Source organism: Pedococcus sp. KACC 23699, from assembly GCF_045348425.1.
Taxonomy (GTDB): domain Bacteria; phylum Actinomycetota; class Actinomycetes; order Actinomycetales; family Dermatophilaceae; genus Pedococcus.
Genome location: NZ_CP157483.1, coordinates 3,773,689 through 3,798,054 on the forward strand (window position 1 = coordinate 3,773,689; position 24,366 = coordinate 3,798,054).

Sequence of the window (24,366 nt, forward strand, 5' to 3'; positions counted from 1 at the left end):
CGGGGCACTGCCGGCGTCCGGGTCACCCGCCGCGGATGACCCGCTACCCGGCCCGCCGCAGTGCAATGAGGTCGTTCGAGTTCTCACGACCTCAGCCGGGGGGAGCTGTCCATGGGAGGCAACCCTCCGGGTACGGTCGCTGACCCGGCCGTCGCGACCGCGGCGGGAGTCCTGCTCACCCTCTCGTCAGCGCAGTTCCTCATGACGCTCGACAGCTCGGTGATGAACGTGTCGATCGCGACCGTCGCCAAGGACATCGGGACGACGGTCACCGGGATCCAGACGGCGATCACGCTCTACACCCTCGTCATGGCGTCGCTGATGATCACCGGCGGCAAGATCGGTCAGATCGTCGGCCGCAAGAGGGCGTTCAGCGTCGGTTGCGTGATCTACGGCGCTGGCTCCCTGACGACCGCGCTCGCTCCCAACCTCACCGTGCTCCTGATCGGTTGGTCCCTGCTCGAGGGCCTGGGGGCGGCGTTGATCATGCCGGCGATCGTGGCCTTGGTGGCCACCAACTTCGGGCGCCCGGCGCGGCCACGCGCCTACGGGCTCGTCGCCGCGTCGGGAGCCGTCGCGGTCGCGGTGGGCCCCCTCATCGGCGGGCTGCTGACGACCTACGCCTCGTGGCGGTGGGTGTTCGCCGGCGAGGTGTTCATCGTGGCGGGGATCCTCGTGCTGACCGGCAGGCTGCACGACGTCGAGGCGAAACCCGCCCGGCTGGACCTCGTCGGGACGGGGCTCTCCGCCGTGGGGCTGGGCCTGGTGGTGATGGGCATCCTCAAGGCGGGCTCCTGGGGCTTCGTCGTCCCCAGACCGGGTTCGCCCTCGTGGCTGGGGCTCTCGGCGGTCGTCTGGCTGGTGGTTGCCGGTGGGCTGGTGCTGCGGGGGTTCCTGTGGTGGGAGGAGCGACAGCTGTCTCGGGGGCGGCCCGCGCTCTTCGACCCGGCAATGTTGGGCAACAGGTTCCTGCGCGGGGGGTTGACCTCGTTCTTCTTCCAGTACCTCCTCCAGGCAGGGGTCTTCTTCTGCGTACCGCTGTACCTGTCGGTGGCCCTGGGCTTGTCGGCCGTCGCGACCGGCGTCCGCATCCTGCCGTTGTCCTTCTCGCTCCTTCTCGTCGCGGTCGGGGTACCGAAGTTCTTTCCGCAGGCGTCCCCACGGCGCGTGGTCCGGTTGGGCTTCCTGTTCCTCTTCGCCGGAATCGTCCTCCTCATGGCCCTGCTCGAGCTCGGGGCAGGACCGCAGATCGTCACCTGGCCGTTGCTCCTCATCGGGACCGGTATCGGTGCGCTGGCCTCGCAGCTCGGGAGCGTCACCGTGTCGGCGGTCCCCGACGAGCAGAGCGCCGAGGTGGGCGGACTGCAGAACACCCTCACCAACCTGGGAGCCTCCATCGGCACCGCCCTGGCGGGCGCGGTGCTCATCGCGGGCCTGACCTCCTCGTTCCTCTCCGGGATCCAGGACAACCCGGCGATCCCGACGGCCCTGTCCTCCCAGGCAGCGGTCGACCTCAGCGGCGGGGTCCCCTTCGTCCCCGACAGCGCGCTGGAGTCAGCCCTGAAGGACAAGGGCATCGTCGGTGACACCGCGCAGGCCGTCATGGACGAGAACGCCACGTCGCGGATCGCCGGCCTTCGGGCCGCCATGTTCGTGCTGTCACTGATCGCCCTGATGGCGTTGTTCTTCCTCGGGGGAATCCCCACCCGACAACCGGGTGCGGATGCGCAGCCCACGACGGGCGAACCGATGACGGGCGAACCGATGACGGGCGAACCAACCTCCGGACCCACGACCGGACCCCGGACGACAGAGAGGGCACGGACCTGATGGCTGACCTGACCCCACCCCTGACCCATCCCTTGACCCCTTCCGAGCCCGACGAGGCCGACAACGGGGCCGACGACACGGCGCCCGGACCCGCGGCCGAGCTCGCTGGCGGGCTGGCGGCGTACCGACGCACGCGCGAGGACGTGGAGCGCCAGATCCTTCCCCTCGCGACCTCCGTCGACGGGCTCTCCTTCCACGTGCAGGCCTCCTTGCACCACCTCGAGCTGCGGCGCGGAGGGTACGTGGCCCTGACCTCCGAGGGTCGCTCGAGGCTGGGCCAGCTCACCGACCTGGAGGCCACCTCCATCGACGGGGGCGACAGCGTGGGCGGCATGCGGTCGACGATCCGCATCCGCCTTGCCGAGGGACGGGGCACCGTCGTCGCGGGCGACGGGAAGCCCTTCCACGATGCCGATGTCCGGGTCGCGACACCGCAGGAGGTGGGGGAGTACGTCGCTCGGTCGAGACCACCTCGCGCCGGGCTCCACCTCGGCGAGCTCAGCGCAGCTCCCGGTGTGCCCGCCATCCTGGACAGCGGCGGCCTGAACCGGCACTCCTTCCTCTGCGGGCAGTCCGGCTCGGGGAAGACCTACTCCCTGGGACTGCTCCTCGAGCGGGTGCTGGCGGAGACGACGCTGAGGGTGGTCGTCCTCGATCCGAACTCCGACTACGTCGGCCTCCCCGTGCTGCGCCCGGACGCCGACGCCGAGCTGGCTGCCCGCTATCGCCGGGTTCCCGCCGAGGTGGCGGTGTGGAGCAACGACCCGTCCGCCGACCACCCGCTGCACCTGCGGTTCGCGGACCTGGACAGGGCCACCCAGACCGCCGTCCTCGACCTGGACCCCATCCGCGACCGGGACGAGTACGCCTTCCTGTCCGAGTTGCTGCGCGCCCGGGAGGATGGCAAGCCGCTGATCACGGGAGTGCAGGAGCTGCTGTCGCTGGAGCACCCGGGAGCCCGGGGCCTCGGGCTCCGGGCCGGCAACCTCGGGGTCTTCGACTGGAAGATCTGGAACCCGCACCTCCCGTCCCTCGTGGACGAGATCCGTACGCCCACGACACGGTGCACCGTCGTCGACCTCGGTTCGCTCGACACCCTGCAGGAGCAACGCCTGGTGGCCCGCGCCGTCCTGGCAGCCCTGTGGGAGTCCCGGCTCGGCCGCACACCGTGCCTGGTGGTCATCGACGAGGCGCACAACATCTGCCCGGCAGAGCCTCATGACCTCATGACCGAGCTCTCGACCGAACAGACGGTGCAGATCGCCGCAGAGGGCCGCAAGTACGGGCTCTACCTGCTGACCTCCACCCAGCGCCCCGGCAAGGTGCACGAGGAGGTCGTCTCGCAGTGCGACAACCTGTTCCTGATGAGGATGAACTCCAGGGCGGACCTGGCAGACCTGGCCAGGCTGTTCTCCTTCGTGCCGGAGGGGCTCATGGCGGGGGCGACGTCGTTCCGGATGGGCCAGGCCCTCGTCGGTGGGAAGGTCATGCCGCAACCTGCCTACGTGCAGATGGGACGGCGGGTCTCGCAGGAGGGCGGGGCAGACATCCCCACCGAGTGGGCGTCCCCGCACGAACTCGACGACGCCGGGGACGTCGGGCTCACCCCTGCGGGATGAGGTGCCGGCGCTCGGTCCCGCGGAAACTGGAACAGCACGTTCACCGAGGAGGAAGGGCCGCACATGTCATTCTGGGACGTCGTCTGGTTCATCGTGATCACCTACGTCTTCGTGGCGTACCTCATGATGCTGTGGGCCATCGTCAAGGACCTGTTCAGGGACGAGCAGGCCTCCGGCTTCACCAAGGCCCTATGGGTCATCGCGCTCATCGTCCTCCCGATCCTGGCCGCCTGCGTCTACGTCATCTCCAAGAGTGGTCAGATGACCCAGCGCGAGATGGCCTCCAGGGCGGACGCGATGCGACAGCAGGAGGCCTACATCAAGGAGGTCGCCGGCCGCCCGAGCGCGTCCGACCAGCTCGCCAGCGCCAAGTCGATGCTGGACTCGGGCACGATCACCGAGGCGGAGTACGAGCGCCTCAAGAACAAGGCGCTCACCTGAGGAGATCCTGAGGGTTAAGGGGCGATACGAACGCGCCTCGAGGTGTGCCAAGGACCTTGGTCCCGCATACTCGGATGGGTGAGAATCTTCACCGTGCTGCTCGTGATCCACGCAGTCGTCGTGGCTGCCTTCGTCGCTGGGCGCGCGCTCCACACCAGGCTCGGACCCATGAACGTGGCGGGTTCCGGTGGTGCGGCGGCGCTGGCCCAGGGCTTCCCGCCGATGATCCCGGTCGGACGCTCCCTCGAGGAGTACGTCCAGACCGGACTGGTGGACCTGCGCATCATGCTGGTGCAGGCCGCTCGACGCCGGCACGACTGACCGAACGCCGAGCTGCTCCACCTCACCCCTGCGAGATGAGGTGCCTCCTGCGGCCCACTGGCACCGTGGTGCGGGGAGAGGAGCACGGCCGTGGCAGACGTATCTTTCGAGCGCAAGAGGACGTTGTCCCGTGAGGAGGCCAACGTCTGGCTGGCGGCCCTGGCCAAGGGATTCGCGGACGGGGGCGAGGTGAAGCTCCCGGTCGGCGGGGGAGGCGTGGTCGCGCTGCGCCTGCCCGAGACGGTGCAGGCCGAGTTCGAGGTGGAGATCACCGGCGACGAGGTAGAGGTGGAGCTCGAGTTCACCTGGTCGCTGCGCGGGTGAGCGTCCCGGACCTTCCCGGGTGGACACCTTGGTCACCGCGGCTTCCCGTGACCGCCCGTGTCGCAGCGCCGTGACGGCTCGAGACGCCGTGCTGCGTGGTCTAATCACCGCGTGAACCTGACGAAGGAGTTCGGCGCCGCCGAGTATGCCGCGGCGCTCGAGTCGTGGGAGTGGCTCGACCTCGCCGACGCGGTGCCCGTGCTGGCCACCTTGTTCGGCGACGTGATCCTGCAGACGCCACAGGGGTTCGCCTTCCTGGACACCGTCGAGGGCTCGCTGACCTTCCCGTGGCCCGACCGTGAGTCCGTCGAGGTGGCGCTGCAGACCCAGGACGGCCAGGACCGCTACCTCATGGGCGAACTGGCGCTCGCTGCCGCCGAGCAGGGCATCGTCGCGGGTCCGCAGCAGGTGCTGAGCTTCATCCACCCGCCAGTCCTGGGTGGAGAGCTCACGGTCGCCAACCTCGAGGTCCAGGACTTCGTGGTGGCCACCAACATCGTGGGCCAGATCCACCAGCAGGTCCTCGACCTCCCCGCCGGGACGCCCATCGCCGGTGTGGCCGTCGAGGTCCCGGCGGACGACTGCACCGCCGCCCGGGGCTGACCCGCTGGCCCCAGCGACCGCTCGACCCGCCGGCCTGACCCTCAGTCGGCCACCCGGGCGCTGACGCACCACGACTGCGCGGCGACCGTGAACGGACCGTCCGGGACCCGCTGGCGACACTCCTGCACGACCCGGTCCCGACCGGCGGCGTCCAGACCCCTGACGTACTCGCCGGCCGGTCCGACGCCGAGCGTGTAGGGCTCCCACCACTGGTCGAACGAGTCGAACGGCACGTGCACCGTCAACACCGCCTCGGTCAGGTCGTCGAGGCCGGCCGCGCGGAAGATCGTGGCGAGGTCACCTTCATGGACCCCCGCGTAGTGGTCCTCACCCTCCTGCTGCGGGTCGACGGCCCGGACGGCCTCCCAGAAGAGGGTCAGCGGGCCGGAGCCCGAGCCGTGGTTCCAGACCGTGGCGGCAACCACCCCACCGGGCCGGGTCACCCGGGCCATCTCGGCCAGTCCCGCAACGGGATCGGTCATGAAGTGCACGACCAGGGAGGCCAGGGCGGCATCAAAGGTGTCGGCGGGGAAGTCCAGCGACTCCGCGGTCCCCACGGTGACGTCGGTGCCGGGGAAGCGTCCACGCGCGGATTCGACGAAGGGTGCCGACGGGTCCACGGCCGAGACCGCCTCCGGGCCGAGGAGCTCGACCAGCCGAGCCGTGAGCGCGCCGGGCCCGCACCCCACGTCGAGGGCGCGCTGGCCGGGGTGGAGCCCCGCCACCGCGACGAACTGCTCGGCCAGGGGCTCGGAGAACCGGCCCATGAACCTGCCGTATGCCTGCGCCGGGACCAGGAAGCTCATTCCCCGGACTGTAGGCCCGTCCTGCCCGGCCGGGTAGGGCCCAGGAGGTCCGCTATTCCTCGGTCGCGACGTGCTCCAGCACCCACTCGGTGAGCGGACCGACCCGGCGCCAAGCCGCGCGCACCTCGTCCAGCGCCTGGGGTGTCGTCAACCAGTCAGGGGTGCCCACGCGACGCAGGGCCATCATCTCCTTGCGGCGCAACAGGTCCAGGCGGGGATGATCGGCGTCGAAGCCCTTCGGACGGGTCTTCAGGGTGGCGCCCTCGAGGGTGAAGCCCGCCGCTTCGAGGTCGGCGACGATGCCCTCGAGGGCCAACCCGGACGCGCTGGCGTCGACCGCAGCCCGGTAGCGCGCGGTGTCGGCGGGGGAGTGGGCCCGGAAGCCGCCACCGACGACGAGGCCGTCACCACCGAGCTGCAGGTACCAGCCTGCGCCCTTCTCGCGTCCCGCGAGGGCGCCCTGATGGGTCTTGTACGGGGACTTGTCGGCGCTGAAACGCAGGTTGCGGTTCGGTCGGAAGAGCTTGGCGGGCCCGAACTCGTCCTCGAGCTGGAGGACGAGGGCACGCATCGGGTCGCGGACGTCGCGTTGCCACTGCGCCTTGTGGGCGGCCCAGAACTCGCGGGTGTTGTCCTCCTCGAGGTCCTGGTAGAACTCGACGCCCCACATCGGGAAGCCCGCGAACGCAGCGATCTCAGCCATCGGCCCACTGTGCCACGCGACCTGCGTCGACCCGTCCGGGCCCACCCGGAGCCGACCCGGCGGCATACTCGGTCGCATGAGGTTCACAGCCGAGCTGCAGCAGACGGGCAGGACCACCACAGGTTTCGAGGTGCCCGCAGAGGTGGTCGAGGGCCTCGGCGGTGGCAGGCGCCCGAAGGTGACGGTGACCGTCAACGGCGCGACCTACCGCAGCAGCGTCGCCCCCATGGGTGGCAGCCACTGGGTCGGCGTGAGCGCCGAGAACCGCGCCCTGACCGGTGCCGTCGGCGGGCAGACCTACGACGTCGACCTCGAGCTCGACACCGAGCCCCGGGTGGTCGAGGTGCCCGCCGAGCTTGCCGAGGCCCTGGCCTCCGACCCCGTGGCGAAGGCGGTCTGGGACACGCTGTCGTACTCCCACCAGCGCCAGCACACCTTGGCCGTCGACGGCGCCAAGGCCCCGGAGACGCGGGCCCGCCGGGTGACCAAGACGCTGGAAGCGTTGCGCAGCAAGGGTTAGAGGGCCGAGGCGATTCGGGCGACGGCCTCGCGCAGGATCTCGGGAGAGGTCCCGAAGTTGAGCCGGGCATGCCCCTCACCGCCGGTGCCGAACCCCGGTCCCGGGTGCAGTGCCACCTTCGCCCGCTCCCGGAGCACCGAGGACGGGTCGGGGCCGAGGTCGTACGCCGTGAGGTCCAGCCAGGCGAGGAAGGTCCCCTCGGGCTCGCGGTAGCCCACCTCCGGGAGGTGCTCGGCGAGGAGCGAGCCGAGCAGGCGCCGGTTCTCCTCCAGCCCTGCCAGCAGGGCGTCGAGCCACGGACCTCCCTCGAGGTAGGCCGCCCGGTGGGCGATGACACCGACGTGGCTCGCCCCGTGCGAGACCTCATCCGGGATCTGCGCGAGCTCGGCCCGGGCCTCCGGCCCCGGGACCGCCACCGCGGCCTTGAGCCCGGCGAGGTTGAACGCCTTGGACGCCGACATCAGCGACACCGCCGTCGAGCCCGCGGGCAGGGAGGCGACCGGGGTGAAGGTCACCCCCGGGTGTGCCAGCGGGGCGTGGATCTCGTCAGCCACGACCCGCACGCCGTACGCCGTCGCCACCTCGAGCACCGCGGTGAGCTCGGCCGCCGTGTGCACGGCGCCTGTGGGGTTCTGCGGGTTGCAGACCAGGTATGCCACGCGGCCGCCACCGCGAGCCGCCTCGGCACACGCCCGTTCGACCGTCTGCGGGTCGAGGCGTCCCGAGGCGTCCAGCGGGGCCTCGACCACGCGGCGCCCGAGGCTGTGCACGAACTGGAAGAACGGCGGGTAGACGGGGGAGTTGACCACGACGGCGTCACCGACGTCGGTCAACAGCTTGAGGACCTCGGTCACCCCCAGCATGACATCGGGGACGAGCTGCATAGCGGCGGGATCGGGTGTCCAGCCCCACCGCTGGGTCGCGAACGAGGAGAGCGCCTCGGCGTAGTCCGGTGCCCAGGGGTAGCCGGTGTCGCCGCTGCGGACCGCGTCGATGACGGCCTGCTGCACGGGCTCTGCCGGGACCACGTCCATCTCGGCCACCCAGAGCGGCAGCACCTCGGGGCCGTAGAGACGCCACTTGACGCTGCGCCGCTCACGCAGGGCATCCAGACCGGGTCCCACCAGCGGGTTGTCCATGCCTGCGAACTCTACGTCGCGCTGGGCCGGTTAGGCTTCGAGCGTGGGAGCACAGGGCGATCGAGGAGCGGAGCAGGGGACGACCCCCGTGTCCGACCGGGTGCTCACCCTCCCCAACGTCCTGTCAGTGCTCCGCCTGTTCGGGGTGCCCGTGTTCCTCTGGGCGATCCTTACCGAGCACGACGCCATCGCGCTGGTCACCTTGATGCTGTCCGGCCTCAGCGACTACCTGGACGGGAAGATCGCCCGGCGGTTCGGCCTCGAGTCGCGACTCGGCCAGCTCCTCGACCCGTTCGCCGACCGCCTCTACATCGCCACGACGCTGCTGGGTCTGGCGGTGCGCGAGATCATCCCCTGGTGGCTGGTCTGGGCGCTCGTCGGGCGGGAGGTGCTGCTCGGCGGTGTCCTCTGGTGGGTCAAGCGCCACGGCCAGACGGGGTTGCCCGTCCACTTCATCGGCAAGGCGGCCACCTTCAACCTGCTGTACGCCTTCCCGCTCCTGCTGCTCGGGCAGGGGGACAGCGGGTTCACCGCCTGGGCGCTGCCCATCGGCTGGGCCTTCGCCTGGTGGGGCACGGTCCTGTACTGGGTCGCCGGCGTCATGTACATCGTCCAGGCACGTCAGGTGGTGGCCGCGCGCGTGGCCGCCACCGGCTGAGGATGACCGTGAACCCCACGTCGCACCGCGCCGAGGCCCCGGAACCACCGCCCACGGGACGTCGTCTCGACGAGTCGATGACGCTCCTCACCTCGATGATGGAGCGGCCCCTCGACCCGGGGTACGCGGCTGCCGCCGAACGGCGCCGGACCGACGGGCAACCGGCGAGCACCGGCACGATGACGTTCACCGTGGGCGTGGCCGCGCTGGTCGTGGGACTGCTCCTGACCCTCGGCGCCGTGGCCCTGCGTGCCCCGTCGACGTCCGCGGCCAAGGCCAAGGCGCAGCTCGTCTCCCAGGTGGAAGGTCGTCGTGCGGCGGTCGACCGCGAGGAGGCGAACCTGCGCAACCTCCAGGCCCAGGTCGACCGGCTGCGTGGTCAGGCGCTCGGGCAGACCTCCACCTCGCTGCAGACCCGGCTGTCGGCCCTGGAGCTCGCCTCGGGAGCCGAGGCACTCAAGGGCAAGGGGCTGGTCGTCGTCCTCGACAACGCTCCGGGCGCGGCCGGCAGCTCCGCCGACGGCAACCCCCGGACGTCGACCGCCAAGACGGACGGCACCGTCTACTCCAAGGACCTGCAGGTGGTGGTCAACGGACTGTGGCAGGCCGGGGCCGAGGCCATCTCCGTCAACGGCCAGCGGTTGACGTCGCGGTCGGCCATCCGGTTCGCGGGGGAGGCCATCCTGGTCAACTACCGTCCCCTGGCCAGGCCGTACACGATCACCGCACTGGGTGACCCCGACTCCCTGCAGACGAGCTTCGCCGAGAGCTCAGGCGGGGCCTACGCGCGTGCCCTCAAGGAAAACTACGGCATCCGTGTTTCCATTGACGCGCGCAGCAACCTCACCGTCCCTGCCGCGACCGCGCTCACCGTGCGCGATGCGACGGTGCCGGCCCCGAGGTCCAGCTCGCCCACCAGCACCGGATCGACCACCACCGGATCCACCCGCACCGACTCACCATCGCCCACCTCGGAGAACACACCGTGATACCCCTGCTCGGACTCGTCGGCGGAGTGCTCATCGGCCTCCTCTGGGGCCCCGATGTGCCACTCGTGCTGCAGCCCTACCTCCCGATCGCCGTCATCGCCGCACTGGATGCGGTGTTCGGTGCCGTGCGGGCCGTGCTCGACGGGATCTTCAACGACAAGGTCTTCGTCGTGTCGTTCCTCGCGAACGTCGTCGTCGCCGCGTTCATCGTCTTCCTGGGCGACCAGCTCGGTGTGGGGTCCCAGCTGTCCACCGGCGTCGTCGTGGTCCTCGGCGTGCGCATCTTCTCCAACGTCGCCTCCATCCGCCGACACCTGTTCAGGGCATGACGACGCCGTCCGACACCCCGTCGCCCGAGCCGTCGCCCTCGGGCCCGTCGCCCGAGCCCTCGTCCACGGCCCCCGCACCCGAGCCGTCGTCCACGGCGTCCTCGCCGAGCCCCGGTCCGTCCCCGGCGCCGCGTCCCTCGTCCAGCGCGTGGGTGACCTTGTTGCGCATGGCGCGTCCCCGCGCCACCCGCGCGAACGCCTTCGCCGCCCTCCTGGCCATCGCGCTCGGCTTCGCCATCGCCACCCAGGTGCAGCAGACCGACCAGAGCGGGCTGGAGCAGCTGCGCGAGGACGAGCTGGTCCGCATCCTCGACGACGTCAGCCAGGAGCAGGGACGCCTCGCCACAGACACCCGAGAGCTCCAGGGCAGCCGCGACACCCTGCTGTCCGGTGTCGACTCGAGCTCGGCGGCACTGAAGTCCGCCCAGGAACGGCTCGACACCCTCGGCATCCTCACCGGCACCGTCCCCGCGAAGGGTCCGGGGGTCGTCATCACCATCAACGACCCCGATCACAAGGTCAGTGCTGCCCGCCTGCTCGACGCGTTGCAGGAGCTGCGTGACGCCGGGGCCGAGGCGGTGCAGATCGGTGACGTGCGGGTCGTCGCCGACACGTGGTTCACGGACGCGAACGGTGCCGTGGAGATCAGCGGCCGCCGGGTCGAGCCCCCGTACACGATCAAGGCCATCGGCGACCCGGCCACGATGGCCTCCGCTATGGAGATCCCCGGCGGGGTCACCGAGTCGGTGCGCGGGGACGGCGCGACCTCGACCGTGCGGCAGGCCGCCTCCGTCGACATCACGGCGTTGCACTCCCTTCAGGACCCTCGTTACGCTCGGCCCGTCCCGGCGCCGTCGAAGTAGGCGGTCCGAGGACCGCGCCAGGCGACCCCGCCCCACCACGTCCGATCCCCGTCGGACAGACTGACGGGCAGCACCGCCAGCCACACCGATCCGAGCCTTCGCCCACCATCAGTCAGTGCCAAGGAGCAGCATGAGCGAGCTGGACTACCCCCAGGACCTGCGTTACACCGCCGAGCACGAGTGGGTTCGGTCCGGCGACGACGGCACCGTGCGCATCGGGATCACCTCGTTCGCCCAGGACGCCCTGGGTGACGTCGTCTACGTGAGCCTTCCCGCGGTCGGCGACACGGTCGCGACGGGTGACGCCTGCGGCGAGGTCGAGTCGACCAAGTCGGTCAGCGACCTCTACGCCCCCCTCGCCGGCGAGATCACGGCGGTCAACGACGCGCTCGACGGCACGCCCGAGCTGGTCAACTCCGACCCCTACGGCGAGGGCTGGATGTACGAGATGCGCCCGTCGGACACCGCCGCGGTCGAGGCGCTCATGGACCCCGCGGCATACCAGGGTCAGCTCGGCTGACGACGCGCCGACACCCGGGACCGAATCCGCTGCGCACAGTCGGTGGCGTCGCCTAGGGTGTGTGCTTTGCTAGAGGGGCTTGACGACAACAGAGGAGCGCAGCACCCATGAACGGCAGCGAGATGGACGAGCAGGCGTCTCACCCGCACGAGCCGACGACCATGCGCCTGCCCGGCATCTCGGGCCTCGAGCCGGTCGACACCTCGGCCGAGGTCGACGTGTCGCTCAGCAAGGCGGACCAGGCGACCGTCGACGCGCTGCGTCCCGGGACCGCACTGCTGGTCGTCCTACGCGGCCCCAACACCGGTGCTCGGTTCCTGCTCGACGACGACGAGGTCAACTCCGGTCGTCACCCCGACAGCGACATCTTCCTCGACGACGTCACGGTCTCCCGCAAGCACGCCAACTTCCGGCGCGAGGGCGAGACGTTCATCGTCCGGGACGTCGGCTCCCTCAACGGCACCTACGTCAACCGGGAGCGCATCGACGAAGTCACGCTGCACACCGGGGACGAGGTCCAGATCGGCAAGTTCCGCCTGGTGTTCTACGCCGGCAGGGCCTGACGCAAGGCCCTTGGTGACCGCTCGCACACCACGCCAGTCGATGGCGATCGGGGCGGTCCTCACTGCCCTGCGTGAGGACTTCCCCGACATCACCATCTCCAAGATCCGCTTCCTCGAGGCGGAGGGGCTGGTCACCCCGGCCCGCACCGGGTCCGGCTACCGCACGTACTCCACGGCGGATGTCGACCGGCTGCGCTACATCCTCACCGCCCAGCGCGACCACTTCTGGCCGCTCAAGGTGATCCGCGACGCGCTCGACGCCCTCGACCGTGGCCTCACCCCGGAGCGGGGCTCCTCCTCCGGTATGCCGCGTCCCTCGGTGCCCACGCCGGTCACCGACCCCCACGTGCCGACCGCCGCGGCCCTCACCGAGCCCGGGAGGCTGCGGCTGACCCGGGACGAGGTCGCTGCCGCCGCAGGTCTGGACGGTGCCACCATGGACGCCTTGGAGACGTTCGGGCTGATCCGCCCGGACGTCACCGGCCACTACGGCGACGCAGCCCTCGGCATCGCTCACTCAGCTGCAGCACTGGCTGCCTACGGCGTCGAGCCGCGCCACCTGCGGCCGTTCCGGACCGCCGCGGACCGTGAGATCGGGCTGGTGCAGCAGGTCGTCTCCCCGCACCGTGCAGCCTCCGGGAAGGGCGGACGCGGTGGCGCGGTCACCGACCCGACGGGCGACGTCCTGCGTCTGTGCGTCGCGTTGCACACGGCCCTCGTCAAGGACGGACTGCAGCGCGGCTGAACCGGGGTACGGTGGAACGGTGAAGGAGCTCGAGGTCCTCGGAGTCCGGGTGGAGATGCCCACCAACCACCCCATCGTGCTGCTGCGGGAGCGTGACGGTGACCGCTACCTGCCGATCTGGATCGGTGCGGCGGAGGCCACGGCGATCGCTTACGCCCAACAGGGGATCGAGCCGCCCCGGCCGCTGACCCACGACCTGATGAAGAACGTCATCGAGGGGCTGGGGCACCGCCTCACCGAGGTGCGCATCGTCGAGCTCCGGGACGGCGTCTTCCACGCGGCGCTGGTGCTCGACGGCACCACCGAGATCTCGTCCCGCTCGTCCGACGCGATCGCCCTCGCCCTGCGCACCGGGACGACCATCGTGGCGGGGGAGGCCCTCCTGGAGGAGGCCGGCGTCGCGATGAACGGCGAAGAGGACAAGGACGACGAGGTCGAACGTTTTCGCGAGTTCCTCGACCACGTCTCGGCGGAGGACTTCGAGACCAAACCGGGCGAAACCGGCCCCGCCACCTGACGTTTCCGTGCTCATGCCCTCGACCTCGACCTGAGGTCGAGAGTCTCTGCCCTAGGTGCGACACGCCGAGAGCCCGAGGTCGAGTGGTTGTTGACGTTGCATTCTGTGCGGCCGTACGGTCAGCCCAGAGCACAAATTCGACCCATGTAGTTACACGAGAAGTTCGACCAGGAGGTGAGCGTCGTGAACCCGAGCAGTGAGGCTGGCCACGGCCGCACGAACGTGCCCAGCGCGGCACAGGGGCTGTTGTTCACGGACGATCTTCCCGAGCTGAGCGAGGACATCGGCTACCGCGGGCCCACCGCCTGCAAGGCTGCCGGGATCACCTACCGCCAGCTCGACTACTGGGCCCGGACCGGTCTGGTCGAGCCCTCGGTGCGCGGCGCCACGGGTTCGGGCACGCAGCGTCTCTACGGCTTCCGCGACATCCTCGTCCTCAAGGTCGTCAAGCGGCTCCTGGACACCGGCGTCTCCCTCCAGCAGATCCGGGTGGCCATCACCCACCTGCGTGAGCGCGGCGTCGAGGACCTGGCCCAGATCACCCTGATGAGCGACGGCGCGTCCGTCTACGAGTGCACCTCCGCCGACGAGGTCATCGACCTGGTCCAGGGCGGCCAAGGAGTCTTCGGGATCGCCGTCGGCCGTGTCTGGCGCGAGGTCGAGGGCGAGCTCGCCGAGCTGCCCAGCGAGCGCACCGACGACGAGGCCCCGGCCGACCACCCGGGCGACGAGCTCCGCCTGCGTCGTCAGGCCCGGCTGGCCTGACCCACGAGTCCACCCACGCAGTCCGACCAGGCCGTCGCTCCTTCGGGGGCGGCGGTCTGTGCTGTAGATTGGGCGGCGCTGAACATCCCGTGCGGGAGAGTCCCCGCGTGAGCCCCGGTCAACCACGTGGCACACGGCGGGGCGCCGAAGGGGCAAACTCCCCGGAACCTCTCAGGCGCCAGGACTGCATGGGACAGGCACCTCTGAAGCGGTGACGCCGTGACAGATGGGGAGGCGATCCGAGCACACCGAGCTTCAGGAGCCTCATGTCCGCCCAGCACACCGCCACGCCTGCCCCCTCCGCCGACCGCGACGACCACCAGGGCGAGCCGTTGGCGACCACGTTGCCCGAGTTCGTCGGCCGGCACATCGGTCCGTCGCAGGACGACGTCGCGACCATGCTTGCCGCCGTCGGCCACGACAGCCTCGAGTCCCTCGTCGACGCCGCGCTGCCCGGAGCCATCCGGTCCGATGTGCCGCTGCGGGTCGACCCCAGTCCCTCGGAGGCCGCAGTGGTCGAGGAGCTGCGCGGCCTGGCTCGACGCAACCACGTGATGACCTCGATGATCGGGCTCGGCTACTACGGGACGATCACCCCGGCCGTCATCCAGCGCAACGTGCTGGAGAACCCCGCCTGGTACACCGCCTACACGCCGTACCAGCCCGAGATCTCCCAGGGCCGCCTCGAGGCCCTCATCAACTTCCAGACCGTGGTCAGCGACCTCACGGGCCTGTCGACCTCGGGCGCCTCGTTGCTCGACGAGGGCACGGCGGCGGCCGAGGCGATGACCGTCATGCGCCGCTCCAGCAAGGCCTCGGCCGACGCCGTCCTCGTCGTCGACCGCCACCTGTTCCCGCAGACCCTCGCCGTCATGCACACCCGTGCCGCCCCGCTCGGACTCGAGGTCGTCGTCGCCGACCTCGCCGCGGTCGACTCCGTGGAGACGCTGCGCGCCGCCGCTGGTGACCGCGACGTCTTCGGGGTCATCGTGCAGTACCCCGGTGCCGACGGCGAGGTCCGCGACTGGCGTGCCCTGTCCGTCGCCGCCCACGAGGCCGGCGCCCTCGTCACCGCAGCCGCGGACCTGCTGGCCCTCACCCTGGCCACGGCGCCGGGGGAGTGGGGCGCCGACGTCGCGGTGGGCACGACCCAGCGCTTCGGGGTGCCGATGGGCTTCGGCGGCCCGCATGCGGGGTACATGAGCGTCCGCGCCGGGCTGGAGCGCACGCTGCCGGGTCGCCTCGTCGGCGTGAGCGTCGACACCGAGGGCGCACCCGCATACCGCCTCGCCCTGCAGACCCGTGAGCAGCACATCCGTCGCGAGAAGGCGACGTCCAACATCTGCACCGCCCAGGTGCTCCTCGCCGTGATGGCCTCCATGTACGCCGTCTACCACGGCCCGGACGGCCTGGCCGCGATCGCTCGTCGGGTGCACGGACACGCGCGCGCTCTGGTCGAAGGACTCCGGGCGAGCGACATCGAGGTGCTCTCGACCCACTACTTCGACACCGTGACCGTCTCGGTCCCGGGTCGCGCCGACGAGGTGCTCAGCGCGGCGGCCGACCGTGGCGTCAACGTGTGGAGGGTCGACGGTGACCGCGTGTCGGTCAGCGTCGACGAGACCACCGACCTGCGCAACCTCGAGGCGGTGTGGGCGGCGTTCGGCGCGACCGGCAGCGCCACCGTCTCCCTCGACGGAGTCCAGTGGCCGTCGGAGCTCGTGCGGACCAGTGAGTACCTCACCCACCCGGTGTTCCACAGCCACCGCAGCGAGACCTCGATGCTGCGCTACCTGCGCCGCCTGTCCGACCGCGACTTCGCCCTCGACCGCGGCATGATCCCGTTGGGGTCCTGCACCATGAAGCTCAACGCGACGACCGAGATGGTGGCGGTCACCTGGCCGGAGTTCGCGCACCTGCACCCGTTCGCCCCGGCGCACCAGACCGAGGGCATCCGCTCGCTCATCAGTGACCTGTCCGCGTGGCTGTGCGAGATCACCGGGTATGACGCGGTGTCGCTGCAGCCGAACGCCGGCTCCCAGGGCGAGTTCGCCGGGCTCCTCGCGATCCACGCCTACCACGAGGCCAACGGCCAGTCCCAGCGCCGCATCTGCCTCATTCCTGCCAGCGCGCACGGCACGAACGCCGCCAGCGCCGTCATGGCCGGCATGAAGGTCGTCGTCGTCAAGACGGCTCCGGGCGGCGACGTCGACATGGACGACCTGCGCGCCAAGGTCGAGCAGCACCGCGACGAGCTCGCGGCGATCATGGTGACGTACCCGTCGACGCACGGTGTCTTCGAGGACACCATCACCGAGCTGTGCGGCCTGGTCCACGACGCGGGCGGCCAGGTCTACGTCGACGGGGCCAACCTCAACGCGCTCGTCGGCCTGGCCAAGCCGGGCAAGTTCGGCGCCGACGTCTCGCACCTCAACCTGCACAAGACGTTCTGCATCCCGCACGGCGGCGGCGGCCCCGGTGTCGGTCCGGTCGCGGTCCGGGCCCACCTCGCCCCGCACCTGCCCAACCACCCGCTGTCGGCCGAGGCGGGTCCGGCGAGCGGGGTCGGTCCGATCTCGGCGGCGCCGTTCGGCTCTGCGAGCATCCTGCCGATCTCGTGGGCCTACGTCCGCCTCATGGGTGGGGCCGGCCTGACCCGCGCCACCCAGGTGGCGATCCTCAACGCCAACTACATCGCCACCCGGCTGCGCGAGCACTACCCGGTGCTCTACTCGGGACACGACGGCATCGTCGCCCACGAGTGCATCCTCGACCTGCGCGACCTCACCAAGCGCAGCGGCGTCAGCGTCGACGACGTGGCCAAGCGGCTCATCGACTACGGCTTCCACGCGCCGACGATGTCCTTCCCGGTCGCCGGGACGCTGATGGTCGAGCCTACCGAGAGCGAGGACCGGGGTGAGATCGACCGGTTCTGCGACGCGATGATCGCGATCAGGCACGAGATCGCCGCCGTGGAAGCCGGGGAGGTCGCGGTGGCCGACAGCATGCTGCGCAACGCGCCGCACACGGCCAAGGCGCTGGCCGGGAAGTGGGAGTACCCCTACGACCGCTCCGACGCCGCCTTCCCCGTCGGCGTGCACGCCCCTGACAAGTACTGGCCGCCGGTCGGTCGGATCGACGGTGCGTACGGCGACCGCCACCTCGTGTGCAGCTGCCCCCCGCCCGAGGCGTTCGAGAGCTGACCCGCCGCCCGGGTGCGCGGAGGTGACTCCGCGCACCCGGGCGGGCGCGCACAGCGCTCGGGTGCCGCCGGCAGCGGCCGGACGTGGCGTGGGCAGCGGCCCGGTGTGGCCCGGAAGGCCGTCAGGCGGCCGGCGCGGCGTCGCTGACGACGGCGGTGCGCACCGTGGAACCGCGCTCGGTCTTGACCACCACCACCTGGCTGGAGATGCGGGTGCGCAGCTCGGCGACGTGGCTGACGACGCCGACGGCGCGGCCACCCTCGCGCAGGTCGTCGAGCACCGCCATGACCTGCTCCAGGCTCTCGTCGTCGAGGGTGCCGAAGCCTTCGTCGACGAACAGGGTCTGCAGGTCGAACCCGCCGGACTCCTCGCGCACGCCATCGGCGAGCCCGAGCGCCAGGGCCAGGGAGGCCATGAAGGACTCACCCCCGGACAACGAGCTCGTGTCGCGCGCCTGCCCGGTCCACAGGTCGAGGACCTCCAGGCCAAGGCCGCTGCGGGCGCCCCGGGCGGCAAGACCGTCCGTGTGACGCAGCTGGTAGCGGCCGTCACCCATGGTGGACAGCCGTTCGTTGGCCAGGGCGGCGACCTTCTCCAGTCGCGCCGCGAGCACGAACGCCGACAACCGCATGCGCAGGGAGTTCGAGGACGAGGTGCCGGCGACCGCGTCGGCCACCTCGCGCAGCACGTCGTGACGGGCCGCTGCCGCTGTCAGGGCGACCCCGCGTTCGGCGACGCTCGACCGGACCCGCTCGACACCAGCCAGGGTGCGGCGCACCAGGGTGTCGGCACCGAGGGCCTCGGCGTAGGCGTGTCGCGCCAGGTCGGCAGCCCGGCTGAGGGCCTCGAGGTCAGGGACGGGACCGGCCAGGGCGGCGGCGACCTCCGGGTCCTCCAGGATCGTCCGCGCCTGGATGAGGGCGGTGTCGTGGGCCGTGGTCCGCGCCTGGAGAGCGGCAGTGTCGGACGGGGAGACCAGTGCGGCCCGGGCTGAGGCCGCGTCGCCGAACCCAGCCCCCGTGAGCGCCGTCCCGGTCGCCCCCAGGACCGTGGCCAGGGTCGTGCCCGCAGTCTCCAGGGCACGGGTGGCCCCCGCGTGCTCGACCAGCGCCTGAACGGCGGTGTCGTGACGGCTGCGCAGCGCAGGGAGGGAGTCGAGGAGCGCGCCCACCTCTGCGGGGCCGATGCTGCTCGCCCCCTCGCAGGGGCAGCTGGCGCGGTGTCGCTCCACCGCCTCGTGGACCGCGTTCATGTCGCCCTCGAGGTCGCCCTCGAGCGCGGCGAGGGTGGTGCGCGCCGCGGTCAAGCTGTCGCGCAGCTCGGCCGCCTGCTCGGTGAGGGTCGCGATCTCGGTCTCGGCGGCCGCGACCTGGGCGCGGGCTCGGTCGAGCGCCGCTGCCCGCTCCACGAGGACGGTGTGGTCGGCCTGCGCCCGGGCCACGGCGTCGGCCAGCGAGTCGGCGTCCCGCTGCTCGCCACCGAGCTGGGCCAGGCGCTCCGCCTGGGCCGCCTCCAGCGACGCCACGACGGCCTGTGCCTCTGACAGCTGGCCTGCCGCGGCCTGCCAGGTGCGTTCGGCCCGGTCGACGTCCTCGGCGGACACCGGGGTCGCGTCGACGGCGGGGACCGGATGGTCGGGCGACCCGCAGACGGGACAGGGCTGGTCGTCGGCGAGCCTCGCGGCAAGCTCGGCGGCCATGCCGTCCAAGCGGGTCTGGCGCAGGTCCTGGTAGGTGTCGCGCAGGTCCTGGGCCGCGGTGCGACGCGCGTCCACCACGGCGCCGGCGGCCACGAGGTCGCGAAGGCCTCGGTCCAGGGCGACCCGGATGCGGTGCAGGTTGACCAGGTCCCTGACGTGGCCGGCCGCGGCGTCGATGGCGCCGGCGGCCTGCGTGGTCTCGGCGAGCTGGCGCTGGGCGGCGACCGCGACGTCGCGGCGGCCGGCGATCCGTGCCTCCAGCTCGGCTCGTGCTTCCTCGACCTGACGGCAGCGCTCCAGCAGGGCCACGTGCTGCCCCGCCCGCTCCCGCCAGGTGCGTGCGTACCGGGCGGCGTCGTCGAGCTCGGCTGTCGCGGCCGCGACCCGGTCGACCACGTCCTCGAGCGTGTCGGGGGTTGCGCCGAGTCCGGCCACCTCCACGGCGGTGGCCGCGTGCCGCTCCCGGGCCAGCTCCAGACCGTCCTCGGCGCGGCTCAGCGCAGCGAGGTCGCCGGACACCGACCGCGCCCGGGCGGCCGCCTCCAGCGTGGCCACGGCGTCGTCGTGCTCTTCCTGCCCGGAGGCGAGGGCCTGGAGGGCCTCGGTCGCCTGGCGGCCGCGCTCACGACGGGCAGCGACCTCGCGGGCACCGTGCAGCCCCCTGGCAGCGAGCGAGTCGGCAGACCTCGTCGTGTCGACGGTGGCCATCGCCTGCACCGAGGCACGCTCGAGGGCGTCGCAGATGGCCGTGAGCGCGTCCGGGAGCTGGTCGAGCGGGAGCGCCGACCAGTCGGTGGGCCCGGCCTCCGGCTCAGCCGGGCTGGTGGCGTCGGGCTCCGCCTCCAGGTCGACGCCGGCCAGGGCGGTCTCGACCAGCCCGGTCGGAGCATCGGCGAGGACGTCGGCGAGCACCGCAAGGTCTGAGCGCAGTGCTGCGTGCTGGGCCTCGACCGCCGCCGCGGCCTCCTTGCGCTGGGTCGCGAACCACTCCTCGACACCGGCGTAGGTGGACACGTCGAACAGCTTCTCGAGCAGGCCCCGGCGCTCCTCGGGAGTGGCTCGCAGGAACGCGGCGAAGTCGCCCTGGGGGAGCAGGACCACCTTGGTGAACTGCTCGAGCCCCATGCCCAGGACGTCCTTGACGACCTCGGCGATCTCGTCGTGCCGGGTACTGATGGCCTCCCAGCCGGACTCGCGCTGCTCCCACAGGATCGCCTTGGCCTGGACCTTGGTCTCCCCGGTGCCGCGGGCCTTGGGCCGCAAGAACTCCGGCGACCGCTCGATGCGGAACCGCCGACCGACCGCGGTGAACTCCAGCGTCACCTGCGGCACGGACCCGCGGTCGGCATGGTCGCTGTGCAGGGTCTTCTTGGATCGGGAGCCGGGCACGTCGGCATAAAGGGCGAACGCGATGGCGTCCAGGAGGCTGGTCTTGCCGGCGCCGGTGGCTCCGCGGATGAGGAACAGGCCCCCGGCCGCCACCTCGTCGAGGTCGACTTCGACGCTGCCGGCGAACGGCCCGAAGGCCGTCACCGACAGGTGGTGCAACCTCACGCCGCGCCCACCTGTCGGCGCGCCGGCGCCAGCTGGCCCTCGTCGTCACGGGTCGCGCGCCCGGTGCGGACGGCCTGCACCGCCGTCGCGAGCACCTCGCGCTCGGCCTCGGTCGGGCCGTGCCCGCTGCGGACGTGGTCGAGGAAGCTGCAGCAGACGTCGAGGGGCTGTTCCTGGGTCGCCCGCTGGGCGTAGGAGCGGACCGGGACCGGCGCACCCTGGGGGTCGAACTGCAGCACCAGCGTGTGGGGGAACCTGCGGCGCAGCTGCTCCATGGCGGCCGGAGGGCGCTGCGGGTCGGTCAGGGTGACCTGGCACCAGGCGCGCTCGGCGGCGGTGTGGCGGGGGTCGGCGAGCAGGTCCTCGAGGTCGCCCCGGAGCACGGCCAGGGGCCGTGCCACCGGTGCGTCGACCGCCTCGACGTGCACCCCCGCGTCGTCGATGTCGACGAGCCAGGACCCCTTGGTCTGGCGGTGCTCGCTGAACGACAGCGCGATCGGCGACCCGCTGTAGCGGACGGACTCGCTGACCTGCTGGCGTCCGTGCAGGTGGCCGAGGGCGACGTAGTCGTGCCCGGCGAAGGTGCGTGGGTGGACCGCGCCCACTCCGCCGACGGAGATGTCACGCTCGGAGTCGCTCGTGGCGCCACCGGTCACGAACGCGTGACCCATGACGACCGACCGCCCACCGCGCGACACCCGGTCGGCGTTGACCCGTGCCATCGCCGCCGACAGCACCCCTACGTGGGTGCGCTCGGTGGTCCCCAGGGGTCCTGCGGCCACCGCGGGCTCCAGGTAGGGCAGCGGGTGGACGGCGACGTCACCGACCATGACCGGGGTGCCGATCGTGTCGAGCGAGGAACGGATGTGCAGGCCGGTGCGGGCCAGCAGGTCGCTGGCGAACCCCAGGCGGATGGCCGAGTCGTGGTTGCCGCTGGACAGCACGACGACCGCACCCTCACCCACGAGGCGGGTGACCGTCTCGCTCAGCAGCTGGACGGTGTCGGGGGCGGGCATGGCCCGGTCGTAGACGTCGCCGGAGACGAGGACCGCGTCCACGGACTCGGAGCGGACGGTCTCGACGAGGTGGTCGAGGTACTGCGCCTGGGCGTCGAGCAGCCCCACCTGGTGGAACGAGCGTCCCAGGTGCCAGTCGGAGGTGTGGAGCATGCGCACACCTGCAGGCTACGAGGGGGCGGTGACAGCCGTTGGCAGGCGCGCCCTGCACGTGGTTAGGTCATCACGGCACCGGGTCGCCGCGGCAGAAGGTCGTGGGCGCGTCGTGGTGCCGCTCGTCACGAGGTGGGCCCACCGGCATACCGGAAACCGCAGAGGGAGGTCCCCGTGGGGGAGGAAGTCACCGCGCAGAGCTACACCCGCGAGCAGCGACAGCAGTACCGCGAGAAGGTGCGCCAGAACCTCGACGTGTTCGAGCGGATGCTCGCCCAGAGCGTCTTCGAGTTCGACCGTCCGATGACCGGTATGGAGATCGAGCTCAACCTCGTCGACGACGCCTACCAGCCGAAGTTCGCCAACGCCGAGGTGCTCGAGGCGATCGCGGACCCGGGCTACCAGACCGAGCTGGCGCAGTACAACATCGAGCTCAACGTCCCGCCGCGCCCACTCCCGGGGGACTCGGCGATCGAGCTCGAGGACGAGATGCGGGCCTCCCTCAACGCTGCCTCCTCCGCTGCGGAGAAGCGCGGCGCGCACATCGTCGCCGTGGGCATCCTGCCAACGATCATGCCCGAGCACTTCGAGGGGGAGTGGATCAGCGCCAACAACCGCTACACCGCCCTCAACGACTCGATCTTCTACGCCCGCGGTGAGGACATCTACCTCGACATCGAGGGGCCGACGGGGGAGCGGGTCGCCACCTACTGCAACTCCATCGCGCCAGAGTCGGCCTGCACCAGCGTCCAGCTGCACCTGCAGGTGGCCCCCCAGGACTTCGCCGCCCACTGGAACGCGGCCCAGGCCCTGGTCGCCCCGCAGATCGCGCTCGCCGCCAACTCGCCGTTCTTCTTCGGCCAGCGGCTGCACGCCGAGACCCGGATCGAGCTGTTCAGCCAGGCCACCGACACGCGCAGCATCGAGCTGAAGAACCAGGGCGTCCGGCCGCGGGTCTTCTTCGGCGAGCGCTGGATCACCTCGATCTTCGACCTCTTCGAGGAGAACGTCCGCTACTTCCCCGCCCTGCTCGCCGAGGTCAGTGACGAGGACCCCGTCGCCAAGCTCGAGGCGGGCGAGGCGCCGGCGCTGTCGGAGCTGCGGCTGCACAACGGCACCGTCTACCGCTGGAACAGGCCGATCTACGACATCGTCGACGGGACGCCGCACCTCCGGGTGGAGAACCGCGTCCTGCCGGCCGGCCCGACCCTCGTCGACGTCATGGCCAACGCCGCCTTCTACTACGGCGTCATCCGCAAGCTCGCCTCCGACGACCGGCCGATCTGGAGCAAGATGAGCTTCGCCGCGGCGGAGCAGAACTTCCACAACGCGGCGCGTGACGGTATCGAGTCCCGGCTCTACTGGCCGGGATTCGGCGAGGTCGGGGCCGAGGAGCTCGTGCTGCGCCACCTGCTGCCGATGGCCCACGAGGGGCTGGCCGAGTGGGGGGTGTCGGCCTCCGTTCGCGACCGGTTCCTCTCGGTGATCGAGGGGCGGGCCACCACGGGCACCAACGGCGCGACCTGGCAGACCGATGCCGTCGCGAACCTGCAGAAGTCGGGCCTGGACCGCCAGAGCGCGCTCGCGAAGATGCTGGAGCACTACGTCACCAACATGCACAGCAACGAGCCGGTGCACACCTGGCCGCTGCCCTGAGGCCGGCTCCCTGACGCGGTCGCCGCGCGCGGATCGGTATGCGGCGCGGCCTGCTTGCGGGAACGGCAACACCGCTTGTCCCTCGTTGGGGAGCTGCGGCACGCTGCGGTCATGACGTACCCCGAGCACGACCACACGGCCCCCTCGCACGACCACCAGGCTCACGGCCACCAGGGTCACGACCACGCCGAAGGCGTGCCCCGCGGGCTGGGGCCCGGTGACGGCGACTGGGACGAGCGTTACGCCGCGTCCGAACAGATCTGGAGCGGACAGCCCAACGGCTCCCTCGTCTCCCAGGTCGCCCACCTCGAGGCGGGCCGGGCCCTCGACGTGGGCTGCGGCGAGGGGGCGGACGCGGTGTGGCTGGCGAGGGCCGGGTGGCAGGTCACGGCCCTGGACGTCGCCGGTGTCGCCCTGGGTCGTGCGGCGAAGCACGCGCAGGATGCCGGGGTCGCCGTGGAGTGGGTGCACTCGGGGCTCGTCGAGGCAGGGCTCCCAGCAGGGACGTTTGACCTCGTCAACGCGCAGTACCCCGTGCTGGCTCGGACGCCCGACCACGAGTCCGAGCACGTGCTGCTGGACCTCGTCGCTCCCGGTGGCACGCTGCTGGTGGTCCACCACTCTCCGGCGGACATGGCGCACGCCCGTGAGCAGGGTTGGAACCCCGACGAGTACGTCTTCCCCGGAGACGTGGCCAAGAGGTTGGGGGAGGACTGGGTCGTCGAGGAGGACGCGACGAGGCCTCGAGACGTGCCTCTCAGCGGCGGAGGGATGCACCACACCCAGGACGTGGTGCTGAGAGCGCGACGCCTGCGCTGACTGCGGGACCC

At 71.3% G+C, this 24,366-nt stretch carries 25 protein-coding genes and 1 riboswitch; of the genes, 19 read left to right on the forward strand and 6 right to left on the reverse strand.

Annotated elements, in window-relative coordinates; translation table 11 throughout:
* The first annotated feature begins 111 nt into the window (after positions 1-111).
* The 6 genes from ABEG17_RS17725 (at position 112) to ABEG17_RS17750 (ending at position 5,138) form a co-directional block, all read left to right on the forward strand.
* Positions 112-1,830 carry an MFS transporter gene (locus tag ABEG17_RS17725; protein WP_406830804.1) on the forward strand — a complete coding sequence of 573 codons (1,719 nt, stop codon included), beginning with the start codon at positions 112-114 and terminating at the stop codon, positions 1,828-1,830.
* Complete coding sequence (locus ABEG17_RS17730) at positions 1,830-3,449, forward strand: ATP-binding protein (RefSeq protein WP_406830805.1); 1,620 nt, start codon at positions 1,830-1,832, stop codon at positions 3,447-3,449. Before ABEG17_RS17725 ends, ABEG17_RS17730 begins: the two co-directional genes overlap by 1 nt.
* 63 nt (positions 3,450-3,512) lie before the next feature.
* A complete protein-coding gene (locus ABEG17_RS17735; RefSeq protein ID WP_406830806.1) occupies positions 3,513-3,890 on the forward strand; it encodes an SHOCT domain-containing protein in 378 nt (125 codons plus the stop codon).
* 78 nt (positions 3,891-3,968) lie between these two features.
* Positions 3,969-4,211, forward strand: coding sequence for a hypothetical protein (locus ABEG17_RS17740; RefSeq protein WP_406830807.1), 243 nt, complete (start codon positions 3,969-3,971; stop codon positions 4,209-4,211).
* A 90-nt stretch (positions 4,212-4,301) separates the two neighbouring features.
* On the forward strand, positions 4,302-4,535 hold the full coding sequence (locus ABEG17_RS17745; protein ID WP_406830808.1) for an amphi-Trp domain-containing protein: 234 nt from the start codon (positions 4,302-4,304) through the stop codon (positions 4,533-4,535).
* Positions 4,536-4,646: 111 nt separating this feature from the next.
* The gene (locus ABEG17_RS17750) at positions 4,647-5,138 is read left to right on the forward strand and encodes a hypothetical protein (protein WP_406830809.1); all 492 of its coding nucleotides are present in this window, start codon (positions 4,647-4,649) and stop codon (positions 5,136-5,138) included.
* Positions 5,139-5,179: 41 nt separating this feature from the next.
* Here ABEG17_RS17750 and ABEG17_RS17755 read toward each other — a convergent pair whose 3' ends face one another.
* Complete coding sequence (locus tag ABEG17_RS17755) at positions 5,180-5,944, reverse strand: class I SAM-dependent methyltransferase (RefSeq protein WP_406830810.1); 765 nt, start codon at positions 5,942-5,944, stop codon at positions 5,180-5,182.
* Positions 5,945-5,996: 52 nt separating this feature from the next.
* Complete coding sequence (locus ABEG17_RS17760) at positions 5,997-6,647, reverse strand: DUF2461 domain-containing protein (protein WP_406830811.1); 651 nt, start codon at positions 6,645-6,647, stop codon at positions 5,997-5,999.
* 76 nt (positions 6,648-6,723) lie between these two features.
* Between ABEG17_RS17760 and ABEG17_RS17765 the strand changes: the two genes are divergently transcribed.
* Positions 6,724-7,167, forward strand: a complete 444-nt coding sequence (locus ABEG17_RS17765; RefSeq protein WP_406830812.1) for a YdeI/OmpD-associated family protein — start codon at positions 6,724-6,726, stop codon at positions 7,165-7,167.
* Here ABEG17_RS17765 and ABEG17_RS17770 read toward each other — a convergent pair.
* Positions 7,164-8,306, reverse strand: a complete 1,143-nt coding sequence (locus tag ABEG17_RS17770) for a MalY/PatB family protein (protein ID WP_406830814.1) — start codon at positions 8,304-8,306, stop codon at positions 7,164-7,166. The two genes, ABEG17_RS17765 and ABEG17_RS17770, sit on opposite strands and share 4 nt — an antisense overlap.
* A 43-nt stretch (positions 8,307-8,349) precedes the next feature.
* Between ABEG17_RS17770 and ABEG17_RS17775 the strand changes: the two genes are divergently transcribed.
* From ABEG17_RS17775 to ABEG17_RS17785, 3 genes are read left to right on the forward strand one after another with little or no spacing between them, the layout of a single operon-like run.
* Positions 8,350-8,964, forward strand: coding sequence for a CDP-alcohol phosphatidyltransferase family protein (locus tag ABEG17_RS17775; RefSeq protein ID WP_406830815.1), 615 nt, complete (start codon positions 8,350-8,352; stop codon positions 8,962-8,964).
* 2 nt (positions 8,965-8,966) lie between these two features.
* On the forward strand, positions 8,967-9,953 hold the full coding sequence (locus tag ABEG17_RS17780; protein ID WP_406830816.1) for a DUF881 domain-containing protein: 987 nt from the start codon (positions 8,967-8,969) through the stop codon (positions 9,951-9,953).
* A complete protein-coding gene (locus ABEG17_RS17785) occupies positions 9,950-10,282 on the forward strand; it encodes a small basic family protein (RefSeq protein ID WP_406830817.1) in 333 nt (110 codons plus the stop codon). Before ABEG17_RS17780 ends, ABEG17_RS17785 begins: the two co-directional genes overlap by 4 nt.
* Here ABEG17_RS17785 and ABEG17_RS17790 read toward each other — a convergent pair.
* Positions 10,272-10,451 (reverse strand): hypothetical protein, encoded by a 180-nt coding sequence (locus ABEG17_RS17790; protein ID WP_406830818.1) that lies wholly within the window; start codon positions 10,449-10,451, stop codon positions 10,272-10,274. The genes ABEG17_RS17785 and ABEG17_RS17790 overlap by 11 nt on opposite strands.
* On the opposite strand from ABEG17_RS17790, the gene ABEG17_RS17795 reads away from it, so the two are divergent.
* The 7 genes from ABEG17_RS17795 (at position 10,450) to gcvP (ending at position 17,458) form a co-directional block, all read left to right on the forward strand.
* On the forward strand, positions 10,450-11,145 hold the full coding sequence (locus tag ABEG17_RS17795) for a DUF881 domain-containing protein (protein ID WP_406830819.1): 696 nt from the start codon (positions 10,450-10,452) through the stop codon (positions 11,143-11,145). The genes ABEG17_RS17790 and ABEG17_RS17795 overlap by 2 nt on opposite strands.
* Positions 11,146-11,275: 130 nt before the next feature.
* Complete coding sequence (gene gcvH / locus ABEG17_RS17800; protein ID WP_406830820.1) at positions 11,276-11,665, forward strand: glycine cleavage system protein GcvH; 390 nt, start codon at positions 11,276-11,278, stop codon at positions 11,663-11,665.
* Between the two features lie 107 nt (positions 11,666-11,772).
* A complete protein-coding gene (locus tag ABEG17_RS17805) occupies positions 11,773-12,228 on the forward strand; it encodes an FHA domain-containing protein (RefSeq protein WP_406830821.1) in 456 nt (151 codons plus the stop codon).
* Positions 12,229-12,268: 40 nt separating this feature from the next.
* Positions 12,269-12,973 (forward strand): MerR family transcriptional regulator, encoded by a 705-nt coding sequence (locus ABEG17_RS17810; RefSeq protein WP_406830822.1) that lies wholly within the window; start codon positions 12,269-12,271, stop codon positions 12,971-12,973.
* A gap of 19 nt (positions 12,974-12,992) precedes the next feature.
* The gene (locus tag ABEG17_RS17815) at positions 12,993-13,490 is read left to right on the forward strand and encodes a bifunctional nuclease family protein (protein ID WP_406830823.1); all 498 of its coding nucleotides are present in this window, start codon (positions 12,993-12,995) and stop codon (positions 13,488-13,490) included.
* Positions 13,491-13,673: 183 nt separating this feature from the next.
* Positions 13,674-14,255, forward strand: coding sequence for a MerR family transcriptional regulator (locus tag ABEG17_RS17820; protein WP_406830825.1), 582 nt, complete (start codon positions 13,674-13,676; stop codon positions 14,253-14,255).
* Between the two features lie 82 nt (positions 14,256-14,337).
* Positions 14,338-14,452, forward strand: a riboswitch (glycine riboswitch).
* 69 nt (positions 14,453-14,521) lie between these two features.
* The gene (gene gcvP, locus ABEG17_RS17825; protein ID WP_406830826.1) at positions 14,522-17,458 is read left to right on the forward strand and encodes an aminomethyl-transferring glycine dehydrogenase; all 2,937 of its coding nucleotides are present in this window, start codon (positions 14,522-14,524) and stop codon (positions 17,456-17,458) included.
* A gap of 121 nt (positions 17,459-17,579) precedes the next feature.
* Here gcvP and ABEG17_RS17830 read toward each other — a convergent pair whose 3' ends face one another.
* Both ABEG17_RS17830 and ABEG17_RS17835 read right to left on the reverse strand, forming a co-directional pair.
* The gene (locus tag ABEG17_RS17830) at positions 17,580-20,711 is read right to left on the reverse strand and encodes an AAA family ATPase (protein ID WP_406830827.1); all 3,132 of its coding nucleotides are present in this window, start codon (positions 20,709-20,711) and stop codon (positions 17,580-17,582) included.
* Positions 20,708-21,880: an exonuclease SbcCD subunit D gene (locus tag ABEG17_RS17835; RefSeq protein ID WP_406830828.1), complete on the reverse strand. Its 1,173-nt coding sequence runs from the start codon at positions 21,878-21,880 to the stop codon at positions 20,708-20,710. The genes ABEG17_RS17830 and ABEG17_RS17835 overlap by 4 nt, the downstream gene beginning before the upstream one ends.
* Positions 21,881-22,054: 174 nt before the next feature.
* On the opposite strand from ABEG17_RS17835, the gene ABEG17_RS17840 reads away from it, so the two are divergent.
* Positions 22,055-23,536 carry a glutamate--cysteine ligase gene (locus ABEG17_RS17840; protein WP_406830829.1) on the forward strand — a complete coding sequence of 494 codons (1,482 nt, stop codon included), beginning with the start codon at positions 22,055-22,057 and terminating at the stop codon, positions 23,534-23,536.
* A 111-nt stretch (positions 23,537-23,647) separates the two neighbouring features.
* Positions 23,648-24,355, forward strand: coding sequence for a class I SAM-dependent methyltransferase (locus tag ABEG17_RS17845; protein ID WP_406830830.1), 708 nt, complete (start codon positions 23,648-23,650; stop codon positions 24,353-24,355).
* Positions 24,356-24,366: the final 11 nt, after the last annotated feature.

What these genes read in the sequence shown, in the direction of transcription:
- ABEG17_RS17725 (WP_406830804.1), top strand. Translation starts at nt 112, where the DNA reads ATGGGAGGCAACCCTCCGGGTACGGTCGCTGACCCGGCCGTCGCGACC.
- ABEG17_RS17730 (WP_406830805.1), top strand. Translation starts at nt 1,830, where the DNA reads ATGGCTGACCTGACCCCACCCCTGACCCATCCCTTGACCCCTTCCGAG.
- ABEG17_RS17735 (WP_406830806.1), top strand. Translation starts at nt 3,513, where the DNA reads ATGTCATTCTGGGACGTCGTCTGGTTCATCGTGATCACCTACGTCTTC.
- ABEG17_RS17755 (WP_406830810.1), bottom strand. Translation starts at nt 5,944, where the DNA reads ATGAGCTTCCTGGTCCCGGCGCAGGCATACGGCAGGTTCATGGGCCGG.
- ABEG17_RS17760 (WP_406830811.1), bottom strand. Translation starts at nt 6,647, where the DNA reads ATGGCTGAGATCGCTGCGTTCGCGGGCTTCCCGATGTGGGGCGTCGAG.
- ABEG17_RS17765 (WP_406830812.1), top strand. Translation starts at nt 6,724, where the DNA reads ATGAGGTTCACAGCCGAGCTGCAGCAGACGGGCAGGACCACCACAGGT.
- ABEG17_RS17770 (WP_406830814.1), bottom strand. Translation starts at nt 8,306, where the DNA reads ATGGACAACCCGCTGGTGGGACCCGGTCTGGATGCCCTGCGTGAGCGG.
- ABEG17_RS17780 (WP_406830816.1), top strand. Translation starts at nt 8,967, where the DNA reads ATGACCGTGAACCCCACGTCGCACCGCGCCGAGGCCCCGGAACCACCG.
- ABEG17_RS17795 (WP_406830819.1), top strand. Translation starts at nt 10,450, where the DNA reads ATGGCGCGTCCCCGCGCCACCCGCGCGAACGCCTTCGCCGCCCTCCTG.
- ABEG17_RS17790 (WP_406830818.1), bottom strand. Translation starts at nt 10,451, where the DNA reads ATGCGCAACAAGGTCACCCACGCGCTGGACGAGGGACGCGGCGCCGGG.
- gcvH (WP_406830820.1), top strand. Translation starts at nt 11,276, where the DNA reads ATGAGCGAGCTGGACTACCCCCAGGACCTGCGTTACACCGCCGAGCAC.
- ABEG17_RS17805 (WP_406830821.1), top strand. Translation starts at nt 11,773, where the DNA reads ATGAACGGCAGCGAGATGGACGAGCAGGCGTCTCACCCGCACGAGCCG.
- ABEG17_RS17810 (WP_406830822.1), top strand. Translation starts at nt 12,269, where the DNA reads ATGGCGATCGGGGCGGTCCTCACTGCCCTGCGTGAGGACTTCCCCGAC.
- gcvP (WP_406830826.1), top strand. Translation starts at nt 14,522, where the DNA reads ATGTCCGCCCAGCACACCGCCACGCCTGCCCCCTCCGCCGACCGCGAC.
- ABEG17_RS17835 (WP_406830828.1), bottom strand. Translation starts at nt 21,880, where the DNA reads ATGCTCCACACCTCCGACTGGCACCTGGGACGCTCGTTCCACCAGGTG.
- ABEG17_RS17845 (WP_406830830.1), top strand. Translation starts at nt 23,648, where the DNA reads ATGACGTACCCCGAGCACGACCACACGGCCCCCTCGCACGACCACCAG.